Raw genomic sequence first — 24,602 nt, 5'->3', positions numbered from 1 at the left:
GCGACTCTTCAGCAACGCAGCTCGTCAGCAACGAACTTCGGCATTGCCACGGGTGTAGTAGAACCAGGTCAGCGCGATACACAGCACGTAGAACACGATGAACCCGTAGAGCGCCCATTCCGGGCCTCCGGTGAGGTCGAACGAACTGCCGAACGATTTCGGGATGAAGAAGCCGCCGTAGGCCGCTACCGCCGAGATGAAGCCCACCGCTGCGGCAGACTCCTTCTCGCTCTGCAGGCCCTGTTGCTCGGCGGGCAGGCTGGGGAACAGGCGGGGTGTCATGATCCGGAAGATCGCCGGGATCATCTGCGTGGTGCTGGCATTGCCCACCCCGGAGAAGAAGAACAGCAGCAGGAACATCGTCAGGAAGCCCCAGAAGGCGCCCGGCTGGTCCTTGCCTTCGATGAAGAACAGCACGCCGCCGACGCACACGGCCATGGCGACGAACACCCAGAGGCTGATCCGCCCGCCGCCGAAGCGGTCCGCCAGGCCGCCGGTGAAGGCGCGGGCGAGGGCTCCGATCAGCGGGCCGAGGAAGGCGAACTTGAGCACGTCGACGCCGGGGAACAGGTGTCCGGCCAGCAGCGGGAAGCCGGCGGAGAAGCCGATGAAGCTGCCGAAGGTGCCGGTGTAGAGCACGCTCATCAGCCAGGTGTGCTTGCGCTTGAAGATCGCCATCTGGTCGGCGAAGGACGACTTGGCGCTGGCGATGTCGTTCATGCCGAACCAGGCGGCGATGGTCGCCAGGATGATGAACGGCACCCAGATGAAGCCGGCGTTCTGCAGCCACAGCGGCGTGCCGGCGGCGGTCATCTGCGGCTCGCCGCCCAGGCTGCCGAACACCGCCATGGTGATGCACAGCGGCACGGCGAACTGCATGACGCTCACGCCCAGGTTGCCCAGTCCGGCGTTCAGGCCCATGGCCGCGCCCTTGGCCTGTTTGGGGAAGAAGAACGAGATGTTCGCCATGCTCGAGGAGAAGTTGCCGCCGCCCAGGCCGCAGAGCAGGGCGAGGATCAGCATCACGAGGTACGGCGTGTTCGGGTTCTGCACGGCAAAGCCGATCCACAGCGCCGGCAGCAGCAGCGACGCGGTGGACAGCGCCGTCCAGCGCCGGCCGCCGAAGATCGGCACCATGAAGCTGTAGAAGATGCGCAGGGTGGCGCCGGACAGGCCGGGCAGGGCGGCCAGCCAGAACAGCTGGTTGGCACTGTACTCGAAGCCCGCCAGCGGCAGCTTGGCTACCACCACCGACCAGACCATCCAGATGGCGAAGGCCAGCAGCAGGTTGGGGATGGAGATCCACAGGTTGCGCGTGGCGATGCGCTTGCCGGTCTGCTCCCAGAATGCCGGGTCCTCGGGGTGCCATTCGCGCAGGACGAAGCTGCTGGGGGTGGAGAGCTCCGGCAGATCGCGGGAGGAGCTGCGCTCGGCCCATTCCACGCGCTCGGCCATGCGGATCGCGTAGTGCATCCACGCCAGGGCGCCGGCGGCGATGAGGAACAGCAGCATGAAGCAGCTCTGCCAGATGCCGACCACGTCGTTGAGCATGCCGAAGGTCAGCGGCAGCAGGAAACCGCCCAGTCCGCCCATCATCCCGACCAGGCCGCCGACCACGCCGACGTGCTGCGGGTAGTAGGTGGGGATGTGCTTGAACACCGCCGCCTTGCCCAGGGACATGAAGAAGCCCAGCACGATGATGATCGCGGAGAAGCCGATCAGCCCCAGGTGCATGGCGAACTCCACCTCGCCACGCACGCCGGTGACCACGTAACGGGTCGGTGGATAGCTGAGCAGGAAGGTGCAGATCACCGACAGGCTCAGGGTCCAGTACATCACCCGGCGCGCGCCGTAGCGGTCCGACAGCCAGCCGCCGAGGATGCGGAACAGCGAGGCCGGCACCGTGTACAGCGCGGCGACGAAACCGGCGGCGGCCAGGCCCAGGCCGTAGACCTCCATCAGGTAGTGCGGCAGCCACAGGGCCAGCGCGACGAAGGCGCCGAAGACGAAGAAGTAATAGAGCGAGAAGCGCCACACGCGCAGCTCGGCCAGCGGCGCCAGTTGCTCGGCCAGCGGGATGGCCTTGGCCTGGCGGGTGGCAGCCTGCGGGTCGGTCTTGGCCAGCAGGATGAACAGGATGCCCATGACGCCGAGCACGATCGCATACACCAGCGCGGCGCCGCGCCAGCCGAGGGCGAGCATCAGCAGCGGGGCGGCGAGGTTGGTCAGGCCGGCGCCGACGTTACCGGCGCCGAAGATCCCCAGCGCAGTGCCCTGTTGCCCGGCTTCGAACCAGGTGGCGGTGTAGGCAGTGCCGACGATGAAGCCGCCGCCGGCGAGGCCCACGCCAAGGGCGGCCACCAGCAACATCGGGAAACTGTTGGCGAAGGTCAGCAGATAGACGCAGACGGCCGACACCAGCATCAGCAGGCCGAACACCCAGCGGCCGCCGTAGCGGTCGGTCCACAGGCCGAGGAAGATGCGCGAGATCGAGCCGGTCAGCACTGGCGTTGCCATCAGCAGGCCGAGCTGGGTATCGCTGAGACCGAACTCGTTCTTGATCTGCAGGCCGAGGATGGAGAACAGCGTCCATACGGCGAAGCACAGGGTGAAGGCCAAAGTCGACAAGCCGAGAGCGCGATAGCGGTCGCCGGCTGGAATTGAAGTAGCCATTCTGCACGCAGTCCCTTGAAGGTACCGTCAGCAACGGTTCGTTCCATCCAGCCGTAACGACGCCGGGGCAGGTCAGTGGGTACCTGCGCTCGCGGGCATTGCCATTAGCCGAATCACGGTGTCTTGTGGAATCTCTGGTTATCTTGGCACCGCTGGGGTGCTGCAGAGGTCCAGCCTAGACGCAGATCACCGGGAATTCCAAAACGAGGCGGGATATTGCTGCGAACGTGCGCAACTTGGTGTTTCGCTGTATAGAAATATAAATAGCGATGGCCATTGGATTGCCATTGCGTGAACAGGCGTGCTGCCATCGATCAGCAACTACTGTAGGAACGTGGAGATTCGTCCTGCACGACAGAACTTCTTGATCCTGCGCAGGAGGCGCGTAGCTTGAGCGGAGTATCGTGCGGCGGCGACTCGCAGCGACAGACTGCCAGCGCCTCAGGAGCCCGTGTCATGCCCGAATCGATGAGTTTCAACCGCGCGCTGGTGGAGAAGTACGACCGTCCCGGCCCGCGCTACACCTCCTATCCCACCGCGCCGCAGTTCCATGGCGCGTTCGCCGCCGACGACTACCGCGCGGCTGCCCGGCGCAGCAACCACCCCACCGACGGGAGCGCGGCCAAGCCGCTCTCGGTGTACATCCATATCCCGTTCTGCAAGAGCCTCTGCTACTACTGCGCCTGCAACAAGATCATCACCCAGAAGACCCACCGCGCCGTGGAATACCTGGACTACCTCAAGCGCGAGATCGCCATGCAGGCCGAGCTGTTCGACGGCGCCCGCAAGCTCACCCAGCTGCACCTGGGCGGCGGCACGCCGACCTACCTCACCAGCGAGCAACTGGGCGAGGTGATGGACAGCCTGCGCGAGCACTTCAACCTCGACGAAAGCGACGCCCACGAGTTCTCCATTGAAGTCGACCCGCGCACCATCAGCCGTGAGCGCATCGCCGAGCTGCGCGCCCAGGGCTTCAATCGCCTGAGCTTCGGCGTGCAGGATTTCGACGAGAAGGTGCAGGAAGCGGTCAACCGCGTGCAGAGCGAGCAGCAGGTCTTCGACCTGGTCGCGGCGGCGCGCGAGGCGAAGTTCAAGTCGGTCTCCGTGGACCTGATCTACGGCCTGCCGCTGCAGACCGTGGCGAGCTTCGACACTACCCTCAGCAAGATCATCGCCCTGCGTCCCGACCGCATCGCCGCCTACAGCTACGCCCACCTGCCCGAGCGGGTACGCGCGCAGCGGCTGATCCGCCGCGAGGACATGCCGCCACCGGAGCGCAAGCTGGAACTGCTGGAACTGACCATCCAGCGGCTGACCGAAGCGGGCTACGTCTACATCGGCATGGACCACTTCGCCCTGCCCGACGACGAACTCACCGTGGCCCGCAGCAACGGTACCCTGCAGCGCAACTTCCAGGGCTACTCGACCCACGCCGACTGCGACCTGATCGCCCTGGGCGTGTCGTCCATCAGCAAGGTCGGCGACACCTACGGGCAGAACGTGAAGGAGCTGTCGCAGTATTACGCGCGGCTCGACGAAGGCCTGCTGCCGGTGCACAAGGGCTACCGCCTGACCGACGACGACTGCCTGCGCCGCGAAGTGATCAGCGCGCTGATGTGCCATGGCCGCGTCGACTATGCCCCGCTGGAAGAGCGCCACGGCATTCGTTTCGGCGAGTACTTCGAGGGTTCGCTGCGGCAGTTGCGCGAGCAGGTCGGCGACGGCCTGATCGAACTGCATGACGACGCGCTGGTGCTGCTGCCCCAGGGGCAGCTGATGATGCGCAGCGTGGCCATGGCCTTCGACGCCTACCTCGGTGGCGAGCAGGCGGAGCGCTTCTCGCGCACCATCTGACGCTGCTGCCCGATACAGAACGGCCCGCCTTCCTGGCGGGGCGTTGTATTTTTCGCAGCCCCCGAGATAAAAATCCCCGGCCTGGACCGGGGATTTTTCTTTCAAGGCTTCTACGCGCGCCGCCGCCGGCGGTCATGTTCCGCCTGGTACAACGACTGTGCATCGGAGATCAGCAAGAGCAGCGCGCGGCAGATCAGGAAGACGTTGGGTATCGCAGCGTCGTCCTGGTCGACCCTCTCGAGGACCGCCAGCATGTCGAGGGCGGCGCTCATTCGATCTTCCGCGGCATCGTACAAGGCCTCGTCGGGGGCGTCTGCGCGCAGGAACAGCGCAGCGTCCGGGGCGAAGTAGCTGTGTTGTGACGTCGTCGCCAGGGGGATGAAGCGGGGGCCGGCGGGACGCGGGGTTGGGGATGTCGTATCATCGGCGTTAGCCATGGTCAGCTCCTTAATGGTCAGCTCCTTAAGAGCTGGTTGTGGTCAGCGGGCCGGCGGTGTTACAGCACCTTCGGCCCGCGTCTTTTGCGTTATCGCAAACTCCTTTACCTGATCCGCGCCGTTCGGCACCTCTGGATCATGTCTGTGTCGGTGCGCCGCTCCTTTGCCCAAGACGAGTGCTCAGGAACGTGCCTGCAATGAGCGGCGTACTGCCGGAAATGTGTCGCTATTTTATCTACTCCCGATGCGAGGGCTCCAGGCGTTGGAATGGATTCCTCCCTATCTGGTCGGGGCTTGGGAAAAGGCTGACGTGTTTCCTAGGTACCTTCGGCCACGGTGGCTCCGTTGACCACTCGACAGGGAGCATTGGCTACCTGAAGTCCGCGAGGCCCATGGTGGTGATGGGCTATTGAAACGGTCGCGAGTCGCTTGCCCGCTCGGCAACGGGCAGGCAATCGACATCCGCGGCGGAGGTTTTGGCTGAGAAATGGACATGACGCACGCAGAGCTTTGCGAGATTGCCCGAATGTGGCTTACCCGGCGAAATACGCTGTGCAACCACGGTTGCCACTTGGGCTTGCTGGGACGGGAGTGGATGAAGGGGGCGCATGTGCCCGATGTATTGGGGTTCAAGGCGGTCGGGAAGCGGGTCGAATCCGTGGCGATTCAGGTTCGGCTGGCCTGGTCCGATGCCGATGAATCGGCGCGCAAGCAGCCACCCGCGAAGACGCTGGGGATGGGGCTGTACCGCTATTATCTCTGCCCCGAGGGGGCCATTCAGCCCTACCAGTTGCCACCACGGTGGGGAATGTTGTGGGTGACGCGCAAGGGGCAGGTAGTCCCTATGGCGGGTGCTGTTGCGGAGTCCTGGAACCGGCTTACGTTCCATTCCGTGGCCCAGGACTGGCAGCACGAACGGGATATCGAGCAGGAAAGCTGGCTCCTGGTTCGTGCGATGACCCGACAACCGTTTAGCTTGCCTTAAGCCCAAGCGACGTGAACGGCCCGCCCTCATGGCGGGCCGTTGCGTTCTCAGCGCTTAGCGGCGATCGACCCACACGGTCTGTGCGTTGCAGAACTCGCGCACGCCGAAGTGCGACAGCTCGCGACCGAAGCCGCTCTTCTTCACGCCGCCGAAACCGACGCGGGCATCGCTGGCGCTGTAGCCGTTGATGAATACGCCACCGACGTCCAGCTCGGCGGTCATCTGCCGGGCGCGGGCGAGGTCGGCGGTGAACACCGTGGCGGTCAGGCCGAAGTCGCTGTCGTTGGCCAGTTCCAGCGCGTGGCGGGCGTCCCTGGCGCGGATGATCGAGGCCACCGGGCCGAACAGCTCCTCGCGGAACGAGGTCATGTCCGGTGTCACGTCCGCCAGCACGGTGGGCTGGTAGAAGTTGCCCGCGCCTTCGGCCTTGCCGCCGCCCAGCAGCAGGGTGGCGCCTTCGGCCAGGGTGCGTTGCACCTGGTCGTCCAGTTCGTCGCGCAGGTCGTAGCGGGCCATGGGGCCGACGTAGGTCTGCGCCTGGGTCGGGTCGCCCATCAGCAGTTCGCGGGTCGCGGCGAGGAAGCGCTCGGTGAAGGCGTCGGCGATGCTGTCCTCGATAATGAAGCGCTTGGCGGCGGCGCAGACCTGCCCGGAGTTCTGGAAGCGTCCGGCGACGGCGGCCTTCACGGCCACGTCGAGGTCGGCATCGGCGAGCACGATGAAGGCGTCCGAGCCGCCCAGTTCGAGCACGCACTTCTTCAGCGCGGCGCCGGCCTGGGAGCCGATGGCGGAGCCGGCGCGCACGCTGCCGGTCACGGTGACGGCGGCGATGCGGTCGTCGCGGATGGCCTGGGATACCAGGTCGTTACCGACGTTGATCACCTCGAACACGCCGGCCGGGAAGTCCGCCTGCTGGAACGCCTGCAGCATTCCGTAGGCGCTGCCCATGACGTTCGGTGCGTGCTTGAGCACATATGTGTTGCCCGCCAGCAGCGCCGGCACCGCGCCGCGCAGCACCTGCCAGATCGGGAAGTTCCACGGCATCACCGCGAGGATCGGGCCCAGCGGGCGGTACTCGATCCAGGCGCGCTCGTGCTCCACGCTGGTGGGCTCCGGGGCGAGCATCTGCGGGCCGTTGGCGGCGTACCAGTCGCACAGGCCGGCGCACTTTTCCACTTCGCCACGGGCCTGGGTGATGGGCTTGCCCATCTCGGCGGTGATAGTGGCGGCAAGGGCATCGGCGTTGGCGCGCAGCGCCTGGCCGAGGCGTACCAGGGCGGCGGCGCGCTGCTCCAGCGGGGTGCGCTTCCAGGTCGCGTAGCCCTGGGCCGCGCGGGCCAGGGACTGCTCCAGCGCCTGTGCGGATTCGAAGGCGTAGCTGTCGATCACCTCGCCGGTGGCGGGATTGCGGGAGATCGCGTGGGTCTGCGGGGAGATGCTCATGGCTCGCTCCTGGAGGGTGGGTTGCAGGAAGTGGAGCCAGTGTCGCGTTGAATCATACTTATGAAAACTGAATAATAATGACGATTACGCTCTCGTTTGGAGAATGAAATGGACCTCGTCCAGCTGGAAATCTTCTGTGCCGTGGCGGCCCACAAGAGCATCGCCGCCGCCGCCCAGGCCATGCACCGCGTGCCGTCCAACCTGACCACGCGGATCAAGCAGCTGGAAGCGGACCTGGGCGCCGACCTGTTCATCCGCGAGAACAACCGCCTGCGCCTGTCCCTGGCCGGGCACGACTTCCTCGTCTACGCCACGCGCATCCTCGGCCTGGTGGAAGAGGCGCGGGTGGTGGTGTCGGGCAAGGAGCCCACGGGGCGCTTCCCCATCGGCTCGCTGGAGAGCACGGCGGCGGTGCGCATCCCGCGCCTGCTGGCGCGCTACCACCAGCAGTACCCGAAGGTGGAGCTGGACCTCTCCACCGGCCCGTCGGGCGACATGATCGACGGGGTGATCGCCGGCGAGCTGATCGCCGCCTTCGTCGACGGGCCGATCAAGCACCCGGCACTGGAGGGCGTGCCGGTGTTCGACGAGGACATGCTGGTGGTCGCGCCGTCACACCACACGCCGATCCAGCGCGGCCAGGATGCCGACGGCGAGATGATCTACGTGTTCCGCGACAACTGCTCCTACCGCCATCACTTCGAACGCTGGTTCGCCGCTGACGGCGCGGCCCCCGGCGCCATCCGCGAGCTGGAGTCCTACCACAGCATGCTCGCCTGCGTGAGCGCCGGCGGCGGCCTGGCGGTGATGCCGCGCAGCATGCTGAGCAATATGCCCGGCAGCGCCTCGGTCAGCGCCTGGCCCATGAGCGGCGACTTCGCCCGGCTGAACACCTGGCTGATCTGGCGCAGCGATTCGCGCTCTCGCTCGCTGGAGCTGTTCCGCCAACTGGTCGACGAGCAGGCGACGGCGCTGGACATGGCGGGGGGCTGATCTTCTCGATAAAGGCGCTGCGTGGATGGTCGGCGGTGCCTATGCTGTTGCGGACGGAAACCGGCTCGGGGCAGGGTAGCTATGGCCAGGGTTTTGCTCGCGGATGCGACACCGATAGTGCGCGATGCCTTGCGCACGTTGCTGGAAGAAATGGGCCACGAGGTGGCGGCGGAGGCGATCGATGTGCCCAGTGCCCTGAGCCTGGCGCGTGAAGCCCGCCCGGACCTGGTGATCCTCGAACTGAACCTGCCGGGGGCAGGCGGGCTCGACCTGCTGCGGCGCCTGCGCGCTCGCGATGCCCGGCAGAAGGTGCTGGTCTACAGCCGGCAGAACCCGGCGCATTTCGCCCCGCTGTGCTTCCAGGCCGGCGCCAGTGGCTTCGTCAGCAAGCATGAAGACACCGCCCTGCTGCGCAAGGCCATCGTCGATGTGCTCGCCGGCCGCGGTCACTTCGCCCGCGAGCACATGCAGTCGGGCCCCGGAGATGTGCTGGGCAGCCTGACACCGCGCGAATTGTCGGTACTGCAACTGATCGCCGAGGGGCAGTCGAACGTGCGCATCGCCGAGCAGCTGCGCATCAGCTTCAAGACGGTCAGCACCTACAAGGCGCACCTGCTGGAGAAGCTGCGCGTTGGCTCCAACGTCGAGCTGGCCGAAATCGCCCGTCGTGCAGGCCTGGTAGCGGATTATCCGTCGGGTGCGGCGGTGGCCGAAGCGCTGCCCGCCGAGATCGGCCTTTTGCGCGAACTGGTCGATGCCGCGCCCAATCCGATGTTCGTGCGGGGTGTCGACAGCCGCCTGCTGTTCTGCAACCAGCGCTTCCTCGACTTCCACCAGGTCAGCGCGGACGAAGCGCTGGGCGCCACGCTGGCCGGCAGCACCTGGCTGCCGGCACAGCATCGCGAGTCCCTGCCGGGCCGCTTCCAGACCGTGATAGAGAAGGGCGTTCCGGTGACCTTCACCCTGCGCGCCGAGCTGCATGGCAGGCATCGCGTGCTGCACAACTGGATGGTGCCCTGCCGCGACTCCAGCGGCCAGCCGAGCGGCGTGCTGGGTGGCTTGCAGGACATTACCGACAGCGAGGACGAGCTGCTCGAATGGCGCGACCGCGCCCTGGCCGCCGAAGCCGGGCTGCACCGGCTCCGCGAGATCAGCACGGCGGCGCTGGACGAGCTGCACTCCCGCCTGGACGGGCTCGAACTGCACCCGGCAACACCGGGCCTGGACGGAGTCGTCGAAGCGCTGCGTCGGCTCAAGAGCACCAGCAACCCGAAAGAGGATCACCCCGCGCCGTCGCTGACGCCTTGTGACCTGGGGGACCTCATCGAGCGCGGCCTGGCTCAGTACCCGGCCTGCCGTTTCGACAACCAGTGCAGCGAACGGCTGCGCAGCTGGCTGGATGCAGAGCTGTTTTCCCATTGGTTGAACGGCGCGCTGGAGCTGCTTGTCGCGCCACGGGGTGTGATGCTTGCGGCCCGGGCGGTGCAGCAGGGGCAACTGCTGGTGCGCCTGGAGCTGAGTGGTGTGGGCGGAGGCAACAGCATCATCCTCCAGCAGTACGTCCTGCGCCTGGCGCAGCGGCTGAATGCGCGCATGGGCATCCAGCGCAGCGCGGAGCACCTGGCCATCGATCTGGAACTGGAGCTGCGCCTGGCGGCCAGCTGATTGCGGAACAACTCTGATGCCGGGGCGGGGAGGACTCCTAGTTCGCTCCGCACGCGCCATTCCTAGCATGACGGCAACTCGAACATTTACAGGAGTTGCCGCCATGAACCCTCTCTCGAAAACCGCCGATCGCAGTCGCTCCGGCAAGCTTTCCACCATCGCCCTGGCATTGCTGGTCGCCACGGGGTCGGCCCTGGCCGGCCCGGCGCAACCGGTGCCGCAGGCGCCCGCGCAAACCGTCGCACAACCCCTGGTGCTGCTGGCCCACCAGCAACTGCTCGAAGGTGACCTCGCTTCGGCCCAGGCGCTGCTGCGCGAAGCCGGCGCGCAAGGGCAGGGCGGCAGCCGCGCCCTGGCCGAGCAGGCCTTCATCGAGGATGCCGGCGGCCGCCACATGCGCGCCCGGCAGTTCTACGACGCCCTCAAGGGCAGCGACCAGGCGGCGGTGATCGCCTTGCCGTCGGCAGTGAACCTGGCCGCGCTGGGCCGCTTCGAGCAGGCCGGCAAAGCCTTCGCAGAGCTGCAGAAGACCTCCCCCAATCCGCAGGTACAGGCCTACGCCGGCCTCTGGAACCTCTGGGTAACCGCCCGCCAGGCCAGCGATGCCGGAGTCAAGCCGGCCGTCACCAAGGCGCGTGTGGAGAAACTCGCCCGTGCCATCAAACCGGTCGACGAGCACCAGCGCGCCATGCTCGCGCTGTTCCAGGGCAAGTCCGACAGCTCCGCGGTGTTCGCCCAGATCGATGGCCTGCAGGCCCCCGACGCGGTCAAGCGTGACCTGCGCACCGAGGCCGGATTGTTCGCCGGTGGCTACCTCGACTACGTCCGCCAGGACCACGCCGGGGCACTGCGCCTTTACGAGCGCGCGCTGCAGCAGTCGCGCCCGACGGCCATGGAACGCCCGCAACTGATCCAGTCCAGCCGCGCCCTGCAGCTGTCCTCCCGCTGATTTCCCTTCGCAGAAATCCGGGGGCAGCGCCCCTGGAAGGAGCTTCTCATGAACAGGATTTATCGTCTGGTGTGGTCGCGCAGTCGCGCTGCCTGGTGTGTTGCCTCGGAGCTGACCAGTCGCGTCGGCAAGAGTGGTCATCTCGGTGCCGGCGCGGGGCGTCCGTTAATGCAGGCCCTGTCTCTGCTGGCGTTGAGCGTCGGCCTTGCCGTCAGCGGGATGGCCGGTGCGGTGGCAGGTAACCCCGGTCTGTACGTCAACGACAGCACCGATCCAGGTTGCATCTTCGTGCATGACACCGGTGCCACTGGTAGCACGGGCTGGAAGTATGACGGCCCCGACAGCGGGAACGAAAACTGTCTTTCCAATGACAAATCGACCCAGACTGGCCGGGTGCTGTTCTATGGAACCGGCTCCCAGGCGGATGGCAGCAACTCGCTGACCCTGGGCAACGAGCTCTTCGTCAACGGCGGTCGAATCGGTCTGAACAACAAGATCGATGGCAGCAATTCCATGGCCATCGGCAACGTCAATGATGCCAATGGCACCAGCGCCACTGGCGCCGATGCCATCGCCATCGGCAACAACGCCCAGAGCCTGAGCCAGTATGCCAGCGCCTTCGGGACAGGGGCGAAGGTCGGCAGCGAGTCGAGCCAGGGTCTGGCCGTGGGCAACAACGCCCTGGTGCAGGGCAGCAAGGGCATCGCCATCGGCAACGGCGCGCAGACCCTTTCCAACGACGCGCTCACGCTGGGCAATGGCGCGACCGTCAATCACGGCGCCACCGACAGCATGGCGCTGGGCAACAACAGCCAGGTTGCCGCGAACGCCAACAAAGCGACAGCGCTGGGCTTCGGAGCCAATGCTCAAGCTTCCCGGTCCACGGCGCTGGGCGAAAGTTCGGTGGCGGGTGCAGCGGGCTCCGTTGCGATGGGCAGCGCTGCGAAGGTCGGCCAGAGCGCCACCGACAGCCTCGCGCTGGGCAGCGGCAGCCTGATCGCCGACGGTGCCCAGAACGCTGCAGCCCTTGGCAAGGGCGCGACTGCCAATGCCAACAACTCGCTGGCTCTGGGCACATCCGCCGTGACCGGCGCGACCAATTCCGTAGCGCTGGGCAGCTCTGCCGTGGTCGGTACCAACTCCAGCAATGGCCTGGCCCTGGGGAGTAGCAGTCAGATCGGAGTCGGCGCGAGCAACACGGTGGCTTTGGGTACAAAGGCAATGGTCGGTGACCGTGCCAGCAACGGCATGGCGCTGGGCAACGGCAGCAGTGTTGCGGTGGATGCCAGTAACGCAATTGCCCTGGGCAACGCGAGCTCAGCCAGTCGCTCCAACTCGGTGGCCATCGGCAATGGTGCGCAAGCCAACGGGCTGAACAGCATCGTGCTGGGCGCCAACAGCACCAGCACTGCCGGCAGAAGCATACGCACGGAAACTGCCTACGTTCCGGCTGGCGCCACCAGCGTTGCCGGCAGTGTTGCCGATAGCGAGTTCTCCATCGGTCGTGCTGGCGACACCACCAACACTCCCATCGTCCGGCGCCTGACCAATCTTGCCGCTGGCGCGCAGGATACCGACGGCGTCAACGTCAGCCAGCTGAAAGCCCTGGGCGACCAGGTGGCCGACGGCGACGCCGGCGCGGTCAAGTACGAGCGCAACCCGGTCACCGGCACCATCAACTACAACAAGGTGGTGATGCAGGGCGATACCTACAACTCGGTGACCAGGACCGGTGGCACGAAGATCACCAACGTCGCCCGTGGTGCGGATGACAGCGACGCGGTGAACATGTCGCAGCTCAACGAGACCAACGAGAGTGTCACCAACGTCGATAACCGCGTCACTCAGGTCGACAACCGGGTGAACAATGTCTTCGGCAACGACAGCGACGCCAACGTTGCCGATAACGGACGCGGCATCCGCTATGTTCGCACCAATGACAATGGCCTGCCGGTCGACGACGCCTATGCCACCCACCCGGGTTCCACGGCGGTGGGCTACCAGGCACGGGCCACCGCTGAAGGCTCCCTGGCTCTGGGACAAAATGCCACCGCCAGCACCGCCAACAGTGTGGCGCTGGGGGCGGGCAGCAGCACCGGCGCCAATCTGGGCCAGGAGGCCTTCATGGGTGGCGGCCAACCGGCCAGGGGCCGGGCAAGCGGCGAGGTCTCGGTGGGCTCTCCTAACGCCGAGCGCCGTATCACCAACCTCGCCGGCGGCGCCGAGGACACCGATGCGGTGAACGTCTCGCAACTGCGGGGTGTTTCCGAACGAGCCGAGCGCGCCGAGCAACTGAGCCAGGATGCGCTGCTCTGGGATTGGAGCAGCAACAGCTTCAGCGCCACCCACCACGGCAACGGGCCGAACAAGATCACCAACGTCGCGGCCGGCGATATCAACGACAACTCCACCGATGCAGTGAACGGTTCGCAGTTGTCCGCGACCAACACTCAGGTGACGAACCTGGGTGGCCGCGTCACCAACGTGGAAGGAGATGTCTCCAACCTGGGCGACCACGTCGAGAATATCTACAACACGGGCACCAAGTACTTCCACGCCAACTCCACCGGCACTGATTCTGCGGCGCTCGGCCAGGACTCCGTCGCCATTGGCATGGGCGCGGTGTCCAGCCATGACGGCAGCGTGGCGCTGGGCGCAGGTTCCGTCGCCGATGGCAGCACCCTGGGACATCAGGCGTATCTGGTGGGCGGCAGTGCGACAGGTGAAGTCAATGTCGGCAACCGCCGTGTCACGGGTGTCGCGGCAGGCGCGGATGAGACCGACGCGGTGAACGTCTCGCAACTCAAGGGTGTCTCCGACCGCACCGACCAACTGAGCCAGGATGCGCTGCTCTGGGACCCGACCGCCAATGGCGGCAACGGGGCCTTCAGCGCCAACCACGGCGGGCGCGGGCCGAGCAAGATCACCAACGTCGCCGCCGGCAATATCGACGCCACTTCCACCGACGCGGTGAACGGTTCGCAGCTGTACGAAGTGACCACCCAGATCAGCAACATCACCCTGGGCGGCATCAGGTACTTCCACGCCAATTCGCAGAAACCCGACTCCATCGCCAGCGGCGCCGATTCCATCGCCGTCGGCCCGGCCGCCCAGGCTTCCGGGACTTCCTCCCTGGCCATGGGGGATGGCGCCAATGCCAGCGCCAGCAACGCCAGCGCCATCGGCAGCAACGCCGTTGCCAGCGGCGAAGGCGCCACGGCGGTCGGGACCGGCTCCAGCGCCAGTGGCAGCTCCTCGGTAGCGATGGGCGAAGGCGCTTCCGCCACGGGTGAACGCAGTTCGGCCATCGGCGCCGGCGCCAGTGCCGAAGCCACCAACAGCGTGGCCCTGGGCGCCGACTCGGTGGCCGATCGCGATAACAGCGTCTCGGTGGGCAGCGCCGGCAACGAACGGCAGATCACCAACGTCAAGGCCGGCGAGGCCGACACCGATGCGGTCAACGTCTCGCAGTTGCGCGACCACGGCGACACGGTCAACAGCACCATCAACAACGTCGACAACCGCGTCACCCAGGCGAAGACCGACATCACCCAGCTGCAGAACGGCACCGATGGCATGTTCCAGGTGAACAACAGCAGCAGCCTGCCCAAGCCGCGCCCCACCGGCACCGATGCGGTGGCCGGCGGCGCGGGAGCGGAGGCCTCCGGCAACAACAGCGCGGCCATCGGCACCCGTGCGCGGGCCAGCGGCAGCAATGCCACGGCGCTGGGCAACGGCTCCAGCGCCCAGGCGCAGAACTCGGTGGCGCTGGGCGCCAACTCGGTGGCCGACCGCGCCAACAGCGTCTCGGTGGGCAGCGCCGGCAACGAGCGGCAGATCACCAACCTTGCCGCCGGCACCGCGCCGACCGATGCGGTGAACGTCAGCCAGCTGCAGCAGAGCATGGGTGACATCTCCAACCAGTTCTACGACTACACCGACTCCCGCTACAACGCGCTGCGCCACGACCTGAAGAAACAGGACGACATCCTCAGCGCCGGTATCGCCGGGGCCATGGCCATGGCGACCCTGCCGCAGCCGCACTCGGCCGGAGCCAGCATGGCCACCGTCGGGCTGGGCAACTACCGCGGCCAGGGTGCGCTGGCGATTGGCGTCTCGCGTATCTCCGACAACGGCAAGTGGGTCACCAAGCTGCAGGGCAGTACCAGCAGCCAGGGTGAAGCCGGCGTCGCAGTCGGTCTCGGTTACCAGTGGTAAGTCATTGCGTCGCGGCCCGGCTCCGACCGGGCTGCGCGAAGGAGGTCAAGATGAACACTTTCACCATCCGCAACCTGTGCACCCTGGCCCTGGCCTGCAGCGGACTGCTGCTGGCGGCCTGCGGCAGCCACAGCGTGGTCGATGCCCAGGGGCACAGTGCCGATCCGCAATTCCCCGCGATCAGCGACTCCTACCGCCCGCAGGGCAGCTACGTGAACCTGGAAAACCTCGGCAAGGTGCAGCCGGGCATGGGCAAGGCCCAGCTCTACGAACTGCTCGGCACCCCGCACTTCCAGGAAGGTCTGTTCGGCGTGCATGAATGGGACTACGTCCTGCGCTTCCGCCGTCCGGGCCAGCAGGACCTGATCTGCCAGTACAAGGTGCTGTTCGACAAGGACATGCACGCGCAGACCTTCCTGTTCTCGCCGGCCGACTGCCTGGAGCAGGCCCGACCGGCCCCGGCTCAATCACCCGTGACGGCACCGGCTGCTTCGCAGCGCGTCACCCTCGGCGGTGACGCGACCTTCGCCTTCAACAGCGCTGAACTCAGCCCGGCCGGCCGCGCCAGCCTGGCGCGCCTGGCCGAACAACTGAAGGCGCAGCAGCCATCGCAGATCAGCATCACCGGGCACACCGACCGTCTTGGCTCGCCGGCCTACAACCTCGAGCTGTCGCGGCGCCGTGCCGAAGCGGTGCACGACTACCTGGCCGCCGCTGGCGTGCCGTTCGCCTCGATGCACGTACGCGGTGCCGGGGCCGCTGAGCCGGTAGCCGATTGCCCGGACCTGCCGCGCGCCCAACTGATCAACTGCCTGGCGGCCGACCGCCGGGTCGTCATCGAATCCAGCGCCGTTGCGGCGCAAGCCCAAGAGTGAGGAACACGCCATGAACATCCAGAGCAAATGGCTGACCGCGATGCTGATCCCCGTCTGCCTGCTGGCCGGCTGCAAAGGCTCCGACCAGACTCCCGCCAGCGATGCCAAAGCCACCGCCCAGCAACACCTGGGCACGCTGGACTACCCGGCGCTGCCGATCATCCGCAACGCGGTGTTCAGCATGAGCCCGCTGGTGGACGGCAAGCGCAACCCCGCCGTGATGCAGCAGATCTGCGGCCTGGCCCGAGGTGAATCCACCCAGGCGGATGTGGACCGCTTCGTTGCGGCCAGTGGCGAAAGCGCGCAGCACCTGAAAGAGAAGGGCGGCGTCACAGCGCTGCTGGTGAACGGCAATCATGCCGGCCAGCAGATCGCCTGTGCCGCCTACCTGGCGACCGCGCCGATGATCCAGGTGGACGGCAACGAGTTCATTGCTCCGCGCAAAGGCGCCGACGGCAAGCTGCAGGTCGACCAGGCCCGCCTGGGCGAAGTCATGGCCGTGCGCATGGCCCTGGCCCGCACCGACGCCGAGTACTTCACCCTGATCGCCGAGAAACTGCAGCAGACTCCCGGTCTCACCGATGCCCAGTACCAGTCACGCACCCGCGAGCTGTTCTCCGAACTGGCGCCGGCCTACCTCAAGCGCGTGAAGGAGCAGATGCCGCCGGCTGGCACCCGCTTCGACCTGAAGCAGATGGACAGCGAGCGCTTCGCCTTCAGCACCTCCAACGGCGGTGAATACGAATACACCAGCGACGGCATGACCCTGCGCCAGGACAACATCACCTGGTACGGCGATGGCCAGCTGATGGGCCAGCCGCATACGCTGAAGGTGGCCTATTACCCCCATGCAGTCACTCAGGTCGTGGATCACCCCTGAGGCTCGAGGGCGCGACGGACGGTGGTCCAGGCCATCGTCCGCCGTCGCACCGCTTTCACTCATACCCCCGGCCGGCTGTCGCTGCGGCTTTCGCGCATGATCCGGCGCAATCCATACGCCACTCCCGCCCCCAGCATTGCGCCCAGCAGCGTGGCAAGCAGCTCCGCCAGCAGGCCGATGGCGCTGTCGATGCTCATGCTCCGCAGGTAATTGCCCAGCTCCGGCCATAACCCGAGCCAGAGGCCGACGAACACCAGCACCAGGTCATACCAGATACCGCTGACGCCGGCCGGGCGATAGCCGCGCACGAAGAGGATGAAGGCGCTGAAGGCCAGCGCCAGTAGCAGGGTGCCGAGAAACTGGCTGAGTGCATCGGGGCCGGACATGGCGGCTACTCCTCACCGCTGCGCAGACGCAGGCACTGGCCGCTGTGCAGGCTCAGCTGCATCTCGTCCAGCAACGCCTCGGCGTAAGACAGCGCCAGGGCGGAGTCCTCGGCGGAGGCGCTTCCGGCGCGGCTGAAGTCGTCGATGCGCAGGCCCTCGGGCATTGGCGGTGCTTCCACCAGTGTCCAGTCCAGGCCGCTCACTTCGAGGCTGCGGGCGAGGCCGGCGCCGAGTTGTTCCTGTTCGGCATCGGCAGGTTCCACCAGCCAGCCCCAATGGCCCACCAGCAGCAGGCGCGGGACTTCCGCGCGCAACGCACCCTCGATCAGCGCGCCGCACTGCGGCGGCAGCTCTTGCGCTGGCTGGTCGGCGAGGAAGGCGAAGACTACATCCAACCCCGAAACGGCCTGGCTGACCACGATGGACGAGTCCAGGCTGCCCAGCTTGCAGCGCAGGCCGGGGCGCGCACGCAGGCGGTTGAGGTCGTCGAGCAGCACGGTCACCTCGTGCTGGCGTTGCAGGGCGCCTGCTATCAGCGCCTGGCCGAAGCTGCCCGAGGGTTTGAACAGTCCCAGCTTGAGGGTCGGGGTTTCCAGGTTGTGCATGGAGGCTCCTTCGACAGCGGTGGTTCGACGGATGCGACATGTGCATATCGAAGGAGAGGGCCGGCGAGGGTTCAGTCCGATTGCGCCAGCGGTGCTAGGCGGTCACCGCAGTGCTGTCCGCCGAGGCCTGGTAGCTGCTGGGTGCCACGCCCAGGCTGCGGCGGAACATGCTGGAGAAGGCGCTCGGGCTGTCGTAGCCCAGCTCCAGCGCCACGCGGGTGACCGGGTTGCCCGCCGCCAGCCGGGTGACGGCGGCGAGCAGGCAGGCCTGCTGGCGCCAGGCGCCGAAGGAGAGGCCGGTCTGCTGGCGGAACAGCCGACTGAAGGTGCGCGTGCTGCAATGCAGCTCGCCGGCCCAGCGCTCCGCGGTGACGTCGATGGCCGGTGCGCGCAGGAACTCCCGGCACAGCTCCAGCAGGCGCGGGTGCGCCGGCAGGGGGGCAAACAGCGGCAGGCTCGGCGCCTGGCGCAGCTCGTGGAGCAGCAGGCGGATCAGGTCGCCGTCGCGGCCGCGCTCGTCGTGCAGCGCCGGCACCTCGACGCTGGCCAGCAGCAGGTGATGCAGCAGCGGCGAGACGGTCAGCGCCTGGCACAGCAGGGTGTCGCGCACCGGCACCTGCGGGTCGATGTACAGACTGCGTGTGCTGACCCCGCGCATCAGCACACGGTGCTGCTTGCCGGCGGGAATCCACACGCCGCTGTAGGGCGGGATCACCCAGGCGCCGTCCTCGGTCTCCACCTCCATCAGCCCGCTCATGCCATAGAGGAACTGCGCCCGGCGGTGGGCGTGGGGCTTGAGCAGCGTGCCGAGCGGATAATCGGTGCCGATGGCGAGCACAGCGCGGTCGACGTCGTCGACGCTGGCGAGGGGGATGTTGAGCATGGTGGCGAATCTGGCTGAGTCGCGATGATTATTCGTCAATCGGCGTAAAATGGCCAATCAGCCTGCGGCCGACCGGCGCGGTGCGCTTTGCTCGCGGGGATTTGCCGTAGGATCAGGCCGACAGGACTTGCCAGGAGGCGACTATGGGTATCCGCGGGAACGACCGTCAGATCGACAACATCGAGTTCAACGTCAGCGACATCGCGCGCAGCAAGGCCTTCTACGGTAGCGCCTTTGGCTGGAGCTTCACCGACTACGGTCCCACCTACAGCGAATTCAGCGACGGTCGCCTCACCGGCGGTTTCACCACCGGCGAACCGGTGCGCCCCGGCGGTCCGCTGGTGATCCTCTACGCCGATGACCTGGCACAGACCCAGGCCCGCCTGGAGGCGGCTGGCGCCACCATCAGCCGCGCGACCTTCGCCTTCCCCGGCGGCCGGCGCTTCCATTTCATCGACCCGGACGGCTACGAGCTCGCGGTGTGGTCGGCGGACTGAGCCCGGACCTGTTCGATATAGCGCCGCACCAGCGGTGATTTCTCGAAGCGCCGGTGCAGCAGTGACAGCCACGAGCGCGGCGCGCAGTCGGCGAGCGGACGGTAGTTCACCTGCGGCAATTGCACCCGGCGCACCACGGACTCGGGGACGATGGCGACGCCGCGGCCGAGGGACACCAGCGCGATCACCGCGACCAGGCTGCCCGGCTGCTGCCCCAGGCGCGGGGCAAAGCCGCCGGCGCTGGCCACTTCCAGCGTGCCGGAGATCTGCTCCGGAAGGATGAAGGTTTCACCACTCAAGCGCGCGGCGCGAATCTCCGGCAGCTCGTTGAGGCGCGAGGAAGCGGGCAGGGCGAGGACGAAGCCTTCCTCCTGCAGGGCGATGGCTTCCAGCTCCTCCGGCAGGCTCATCGGCGAGCGCACGTAGGCGAGGTCGAGCGTACCGTCGCGTACCTGCGCCGGCAGTTGCGCCATGGGCGCTTCGCTGATGTCCAGGTCCACCGCCGGTAGGGCTCGGGTGAATTCCTCGACATGCTGCTGCAGCACACCGGAGTAAGCCGCCGAGGCCACGTAGCCCAGGCGCAGATGCCCGGTTTCGCCCCGGCCGGCGCGCTGCGCGCCCAGTTGCGCGGCGTCGAACTGGCGTACCGCGAGTCCGGCTTCCGCCAGCAGGGCTTCGCCAGCGGCGGTCAGGCGCACCTCGCGCTGGCTACGCTGGAACAGCAGCACGCCCAGCTCCTTTTCCATGTCCTGGATCTGCCGGCTCAGGGTTGGCGGGGCGATGCCCAGCTGTTCGGCCGCGCGGGTGAAGTGGCCGTGGTGGGCGACGCTGAGGAAGTAGCGGAAATGACGGATTTCCATGTTCGTTAGTCGCAGGCTAATGACGAAGGCCGCCGTGGCTAACAAGCCCGGCGCACGCGGGCGTTACCGTGGAGGCAACACTACAAGGCTGGCGCGACGAGGGCAAAACCCGGCGCGCCGGCCAGCGCGGGAAGCCTTGCCATGTCCGACCCTGTGATTCGCCCACGACCCTCCGCCCGTTTCACCCTGCTGACCGCTTCGGCGGTGTGCGCGCTGATCATCCTCGACACCAACATCGTCGCGGTTTCGCTGCCGAGCATCGCCCGCGATCTGTCCGGCTCCTTCGCCGATATCGAGTGGGTGGTCAGCGCCTACCTGCTGGCCTTCGCCGCCTGCCTGCTGCCCGCCGGCAGCCTGGCCGACCGTTTCGGCCGGCGGCGCATGCTGCTGCTCGGGCTGGTGCTGTTCGGCGCAGCCTCGCTGGCCTGCGGTGCGGCGCCGAGCCTGCTGTTCCTGGATATCGCCCGCGCCGCCAAGGGAGTCGGTGCCGCGCTGTTGCTGACCTCGGCGCTGGCCGCCATCGGCCATCGCTTCCACGAACCCGAGGAGCGCCTGCGCGCCTGGGCCTTCTGGGGCGCGTGCATGGGCGCCACCATCACCTTCGCGCCGCTGCTGGGCGGGGTGATATCCGCCACCCTGGGCTGGCGCTGGATCTTCTACCTCAATCTGCCGCTGGTGGTGCTGCTGGGGGCGATGGCGCTGCGCAGCATCGAGGAGTCCCGCGACAGCGCTGCCGCGCGCCTCGACCCGCTGGGCAGCCTGACCTTCGCTGGCGGCCTGGGCTACCTGATATGGGCGCTGATCGATGGCAACCGCGTCGGCTGGGACAGCCCGCCGACCCTCGCGCGGTTGCTGGTCAGCGCCGGCCTGCTGGGCCTGTTCGTGCTGGTGGAGCGCAGCCAGGCGCGGCCGATGATCGACCTGCGGCTGATGCGCAGCGGCCGCTTCATCGGCGCCTTGCTCGGCATGTTCGCCTACGCCGCCTGTGCCCAGGTGATGATGACTCTGCTACCGCTGTACCTGCAGAACGGACTGCAGCTGTCGGCGGTGGCGGCGGGCGCGGGGATGCTGCCGTTCGCCGTGGCGATGCTGCTGGCGCCAAGGGTGGGTATGCGCCTGAGTGGACGCTTCAGCCCGGCGCAGATTTTTGCCTTCGGCCTGGTGCTGGTCGGCGCGGGCAACCTGCTGTGCGCGCTGGCGGCCGGGCAGCGCGGCTACCTGGCCTTCGCCCTCGCCAGCCTGGTGCTGGGTGCCGGCGCCGGGCTGCTCAACGGCGACACGCAGAAGAACATCATGGCCTGCGTGCCCCGCGAGCGCACCGGCATGGCCTCGGGGTTGAGCACCACCACGCGCTTCGCCGCCATCGTGCTGGCCATCGGCATTCTCGGCGGCGTCCTGGCCGCACGCAGCGCCCAGTTGCTGCGCGACGCACTGGCAAAGCTTGCCCCTGCGCAACTGGACAAGGCTGCCGAGATGGCGACCCGCGCGGCGGCGGGTGACTTCACGGCGGCGCTGTCGCTGGTCGATCCGACACTGCGTGATGCGCTGGCGCCCGCAGTGCGCCAGGCCTTCATCGGCGGTTTCGAGGGTGTATTGCTGGCGGCGGGTGTCGCGGCGCTGGTGTTCGCCGTGCTGGTGGGCACGCTGCTCAAGCGGCCGATGCCGGCGCATGAGCCGGTGCCGGCCTGAAACGGCCGTTTGTCCGTTAGCCGACGGGACGGCGGTGGTTGCCGGAACTGTGGTTCGTTCGGCCGGGTCAGGAATCAGGAAGAGTGCGCGTTGTGCGCCTCGTCGCCGCCATCCAGAGCAGAACGGGCCATCCGCGGCCAGGGGGAGAAGCGCATGCAGCAGTCAGTCGAGCCGGAATTCATGGCGCCCAGTGAATACCTGACGTCCACGGGCGTCGCCGTGTTGATGTCGCCGCGTTACATCGCCCCGGGGAAGGTCGGCGAGGTGCTGCTGTCGCTGGCCAAGATGCCGGCCGGCGTGTCGCCGCTGGATGTGGTGGTCGGCCCGTGGGAGTCCCACGAGGAAGCCTTCCAGGCGTCCCATGACGCCGCCGAGCGCTGGGTCGAGCGCCTCGACGACGCCTGAGTCAACGTGGTACGGCCGTCAGCGGTAGCGCTGGCGGTCCGCCTCGCTGATCGGCCGGGTGACTCGCGCCGGGTTCCCGGCCGCCAGTACGCCTTCGGGGATGTCACGCACCACCACGGCGCCGGCGCCGATCACGCTGTTCGCGCCGATGCTCACGCCGGGGAGGATGTTCACCCCGGCGCCGATCCATACGTTGTCGCCGATGCTCACCGGGTGCGCGTACTCCAACCCCTGGTTGCGCCGCTCGGCGTCCAGCGGGTGGCCCGCCGTGTAGATGCCGACGTTGGGCGCGATGAACACGTTGTCGCCGATTGTGACCCTGGCGCCATCGAGGATCACCAGGTTGACGTTGGCGTAGAAGCGCTCGCCGATCTCGATGTTGAAGCCGTAGTCGCAATGCAGCGGGCCTTCGATCACGAAGCCTTCGCCGATGCGCGCGAACAGCTCGCGGAGAATTGCCTCGCGGCGCTCGCCGTCATCCGGGTGGCTGTGGTTGAACTCGAAGAGCTTCGCCTTGGCCTCGGCGCGCTGGCGCAGTACCTGCGGGTCGTGGTTGGCGTCGTAGAGCAGCCCGGCGGCAGCTTTTTCCAGTTCGTTCATCGAGGCGGGTCCTTGTTGCGTTGAGAGGTGTTCGACGCGCACAGGGCAAGCCGGTTCCCTCCCCGGGCAACAGCCTCCAGGGCTCTGTGTCGCGGAGCGGAAGAGTGCGTCGGTGATTTGTAGTGAATACTACAAAAAATACGTATTGAAAGTTTCTGAAGCGCATTATACAAATTACGCCATAACAAGAGGCGCCTCCATGCTCACACTCAAAGATCGCCTGAATTCCCCGGAAGTCGAACTCACCAAGGCCGAACGCAAGGTCCTGCGCGCCTTGCTCGACGACTACCCGCGCGCCGGCCTCGGGCCGATGTCGCGCCTCGCGCGCCAGGCCGGGGTCAGCGACCCCAGCATCCTGCGCCTGGTGAAGAAGCTTGGCTTCAGTGGCTACAGCGACTTCCAGAACGCGCTGATGGCCGAGGTGGATGACCGCCTGCGCTCGCCGCGCACCCTGCTTGCCGGGCGCCGCGAGGGCATGAGCCGCGACGACGTCTGGTCCAATTACCTGAGCGACGCCAGCGAAGGCATCCAGCGCACCCTGGCGCTGACCCAGGCCGACGACGTGCGCCTGCTCGGCGACTGGCTGCTCGACCCCAGGCTGCGCGTGCTCTGCCACGGCGGTCGCTTCAGCCGCTTCCTCGCCGGCTATCTGGTGGCGCACCTGCGCATGCTGCGCAGCGGTTGCCTGTTGCTGGACGACGGCGCCGCACTGCCCGACCAGTTGGGCGACATCGACCGCCAGACCCTGGTGGTGGTGTTCGACTACCGCCGCTACCAGGCCCAGGCGCTGGGCGTGACCCGTGCGGCCAAGGCCCGTGGCGCCCGCGTGGTGCTGTTCACCGATATCTATGACTCGCCGCTGCGCGAGTTCGCCGACCTGATCATCAGTGCCCCGGTGGAATCCCCATCGCCCTTCGACACCCTGGTGCCGACCATGGCCCAGGTCGAGGCGCTGATCGCCAGCCTGGTAGCGCGCATGGACGGCCAGCTCGACGAACGCCTGGAAGGCATCGACCACCTGAGAGCTGCCTTCGGCAGCCACATCCTCGAGGAATGACCGTGTTCAGCTTGCCCCACCAATCGCCCCGTGACCTTCCGTTCACTCGCGGCCAGACCGCCATCCTGTTCGTCGACATGCAGAACGCCTGGGTCATCCCCGGCCGCGATGCTCATGTCGATCCAGCGACGCACCGCTACTTCTACGACCGTGTCGAGGCGAGCGTGATACCCAACCAGCAGCGCCTGCTGGCGGCCATGCGCGAGGTGGGCGGGGAGGTGCTGCACACCATCATCGAGAGCCTCACCGCCGATGGCCGTGACCGCTCGCTGGACCACAAGCTCTCCGACATGCACCTGCCCAAGGGCAGCCCGGACGCCCAGGTGATCGACGCCCTGGCGCCGCGCGAGAACGAGATCGTGCTGCCGAAGACGTCCTCGGGAGTCTTCAACTCCACCGCCATCGACTACGTGCTGCGCAACCTGAATACCCGCCACCTGATCATCTGCGGCGTGGTCACCGACCAGTGCGTGGACATGGCCGTGCGCGACGCCGCCGACCGTGGCTACCTCGTCACCCTGGTCGAGGACGCCTGCGCCACCCACACCGCCGAACGCCACCAGGCCTGCCTGGAAGCGATCAAGGGCTACTGCTGGATCGCCGACACCGACAGCGTGCTGGCCCGTATCGCCGCGCTGGCCTGAGGCC

21 protein-coding genes are annotated in these 24,602 nt (G+C 67.1%); 13 read left to right on the top strand and 8 right to left on the bottom strand.

The window, feature by feature from the left end:
• Positions 1-24: 24 nt before the first annotated feature.
• Positions 25-2,673, bottom strand: coding sequence for a nitrate/nitrite transporter (locus IB261_RS17565; RefSeq protein ID WP_192382704.1), 2,649 nt, complete (start codon positions 2,671-2,673; stop codon positions 25-27).
• Between the two features lie 456 nt (positions 2,674-3,129).
• Here IB261_RS17565 and hemN point away from each other — a divergent pair, with 456 nt between their 5' ends.
• Positions 3,130-4,527, top strand: a complete 1,398-nt coding sequence (gene hemN / locus IB261_RS17560; protein ID WP_192382703.1) for an oxygen-independent coproporphyrinogen III oxidase — start codon at positions 3,130-3,132, stop codon at positions 4,525-4,527.
• 110 nt (positions 4,528-4,637) lie between these two features.
• On the opposite strand, the gene IB261_RS17555 is transcribed toward hemN, so the two are convergent.
• The gene (locus tag IB261_RS17555) at positions 4,638-4,964 is read right to left on the bottom strand and encodes a hypothetical protein (protein ID WP_192382702.1); all 327 of its coding nucleotides are present in this window, start codon (positions 4,962-4,964) and stop codon (positions 4,638-4,640) included.
• Between the two features lie 493 nt (positions 4,965-5,457).
• On the opposite strand from IB261_RS17555, the gene IB261_RS17550 reads away from it, so the two are divergent.
• On the top strand, positions 5,458-5,949 hold the full coding sequence (locus IB261_RS17550) for an adenylosuccinate synthase (RefSeq protein ID WP_139791572.1): 492 nt from the start codon (positions 5,458-5,460) through the stop codon (positions 5,947-5,949).
• Between the two features lie 54 nt (positions 5,950-6,003).
• Here IB261_RS17550 and IB261_RS17545 read toward each other — a convergent pair whose 3' ends face one another.
• Positions 6,004-7,392, bottom strand: a complete 1,389-nt coding sequence (locus IB261_RS17545) for an aldehyde dehydrogenase family protein (RefSeq protein WP_192223746.1) — start codon at positions 7,390-7,392, stop codon at positions 6,004-6,006.
• Between the two features lie 108 nt (positions 7,393-7,500).
• Between IB261_RS17545 and ptrR the strand changes: the two genes are divergently transcribed.
• The 6 genes from ptrR (at position 7,501) to IB261_RS17515 (ending at position 16,972) form a co-directional block, all read left to right on the top strand.
• Positions 7,501-8,385, top strand: coding sequence for a putrescine utilization regulator PtrR (gene ptrR, locus IB261_RS17540; RefSeq protein WP_192223745.1), 885 nt, complete (start codon positions 7,501-7,503; stop codon positions 8,383-8,385).
• A 117-nt stretch (positions 8,386-8,502) separates the two neighbouring features.
• Positions 8,503-10,050 carry a LuxR C-terminal-related transcriptional regulator gene (locus IB261_RS17535; RefSeq protein ID WP_192382701.1) on the top strand — a complete coding sequence of 516 codons (1,548 nt, stop codon included), beginning with the start codon at positions 8,503-8,505 and terminating at the stop codon, positions 10,048-10,050.
• A 103-nt stretch (positions 10,051-10,153) separates the two neighbouring features.
• Positions 10,154-10,999 carry a hypothetical protein gene (locus tag IB261_RS17530; protein WP_081518313.1) on the top strand — a complete coding sequence of 282 codons (846 nt, stop codon included), beginning with the start codon at positions 10,154-10,156 and terminating at the stop codon, positions 10,997-10,999.
• A 48-nt stretch (positions 11,000-11,047) separates the two neighbouring features.
• Positions 11,048-15,217 carry a YadA-like family protein gene (locus IB261_RS17525; protein ID WP_192382700.1) on the top strand — a complete coding sequence of 1,390 codons (4,170 nt, stop codon included), beginning with the start codon at positions 11,048-11,050 and terminating at the stop codon, positions 15,215-15,217.
• 50 nt (positions 15,218-15,267) lie between these two features.
• Complete coding sequence (locus IB261_RS17520) at positions 15,268-16,092, top strand: OmpA family protein (RefSeq protein ID WP_192382699.1); 825 nt, start codon at positions 15,268-15,270, stop codon at positions 16,090-16,092.
• Positions 16,093-16,102: 10 nt separating this feature from the next.
• Positions 16,103-16,972, top strand: coding sequence for a hypothetical protein (locus IB261_RS17515; protein WP_192382698.1), 870 nt, complete (start codon positions 16,103-16,105; stop codon positions 16,970-16,972).
• A gap of 59 nt (positions 16,973-17,031) precedes the next feature.
• Here the strand turns inward: IB261_RS17515 and IB261_RS17510 are convergent, their stop codons facing one another.
• From IB261_RS17510 to IB261_RS17500, 3 genes are all read right to left on the bottom strand, one after another.
• On the bottom strand, positions 17,032-17,358 hold the full coding sequence (locus tag IB261_RS17510; protein WP_192382697.1) for a hypothetical protein: 327 nt from the start codon (positions 17,356-17,358) through the stop codon (positions 17,032-17,034).
• Between the two features lie 5 nt (positions 17,359-17,363).
• Entirely contained in the window at positions 17,364-17,963 is a 600-nt protein-coding gene (locus tag IB261_RS17505) for an NAD(P)H-binding protein (RefSeq protein WP_192382696.1), read from the bottom strand.
• Positions 17,964-18,057: 94 nt separating this feature from the next.
• Positions 18,058-18,846 (bottom strand): AraC family transcriptional regulator, encoded by a 789-nt coding sequence (locus IB261_RS17500; protein WP_192382695.1) that lies wholly within the window; start codon positions 18,844-18,846, stop codon positions 18,058-18,060.
• Between the two features lie 143 nt (positions 18,847-18,989).
• Between IB261_RS17500 and IB261_RS17495 the strand changes: the two genes are divergently transcribed.
• A complete protein-coding gene (locus IB261_RS17495; protein ID WP_081518306.1) occupies positions 18,990-19,343 on the top strand; it encodes a VOC family protein in 354 nt (117 codons plus the stop codon).
• Here IB261_RS17495 and IB261_RS17490 read toward each other — a convergent pair.
• Positions 19,313-20,203 carry a LysR family transcriptional regulator gene (locus IB261_RS17490; RefSeq protein ID WP_081518305.1) on the bottom strand — a complete coding sequence of 297 codons (891 nt, stop codon included), beginning with the start codon at positions 20,201-20,203 and terminating at the stop codon, positions 19,313-19,315. The two genes, IB261_RS17495 and IB261_RS17490, sit on opposite strands and share 31 nt — an antisense overlap.
• 141 nt (positions 20,204-20,344) lie before the next feature.
• Here IB261_RS17490 and IB261_RS17485 point away from each other — a divergent pair, with 141 nt between their 5' ends.
• On the top strand, positions 20,345-21,892 hold the full coding sequence (locus IB261_RS17485; protein WP_192382694.1) for an MFS transporter: 1,548 nt from the start codon (positions 20,345-20,347) through the stop codon (positions 21,890-21,892).
• A 153-nt stretch (positions 21,893-22,045) separates the two neighbouring features.
• The gene (locus IB261_RS17480; RefSeq protein ID WP_192210771.1) at positions 22,046-22,297 is read left to right on the top strand and encodes a hypothetical protein; all 252 of its coding nucleotides are present in this window, start codon (positions 22,046-22,048) and stop codon (positions 22,295-22,297) included.
• 18 nt (positions 22,298-22,315) lie between these two features.
• Here the strand turns inward: IB261_RS17480 and IB261_RS17475 are convergent, their stop codons facing one another.
• A complete protein-coding gene (locus tag IB261_RS17475) occupies positions 22,316-22,897 on the bottom strand; it encodes a sugar O-acetyltransferase (protein ID WP_192382693.1) in 582 nt (193 codons plus the stop codon).
• 199 nt (positions 22,898-23,096) lie between these two features.
• Here IB261_RS17475 and IB261_RS17470 point away from each other — a divergent pair, with 199 nt between their 5' ends.
• Together IB261_RS17470 and IB261_RS17465 are read left to right on the top strand one after the other, a co-directional pair.
• Positions 23,097-23,954 (top strand): MurR/RpiR family transcriptional regulator, encoded by an 858-nt coding sequence (locus tag IB261_RS17470; RefSeq protein WP_192382692.1) that lies wholly within the window; start codon positions 23,097-23,099, stop codon positions 23,952-23,954.
• A 2-nt stretch (positions 23,955-23,956) separates the two neighbouring features.
• Positions 23,957-24,598, top strand: a complete 642-nt coding sequence (locus IB261_RS17465) for a cysteine hydrolase family protein (RefSeq protein WP_081518701.1) — start codon at positions 23,957-23,959, stop codon at positions 24,596-24,598.
• Positions 24,599-24,602: the final 4 nt, after the last annotated feature.

This window comes from Pseudomonas sp. PDM20 (assembly GCF_014852575.3).
GTDB lineage: Bacteria > Pseudomonadota > Gammaproteobacteria > Pseudomonadales > Pseudomonadaceae > Pseudomonas.
Note: the sequence above shows the minus strand (reverse complement) of the source record. Positions and strands in the feature narration are given on the sequence as shown.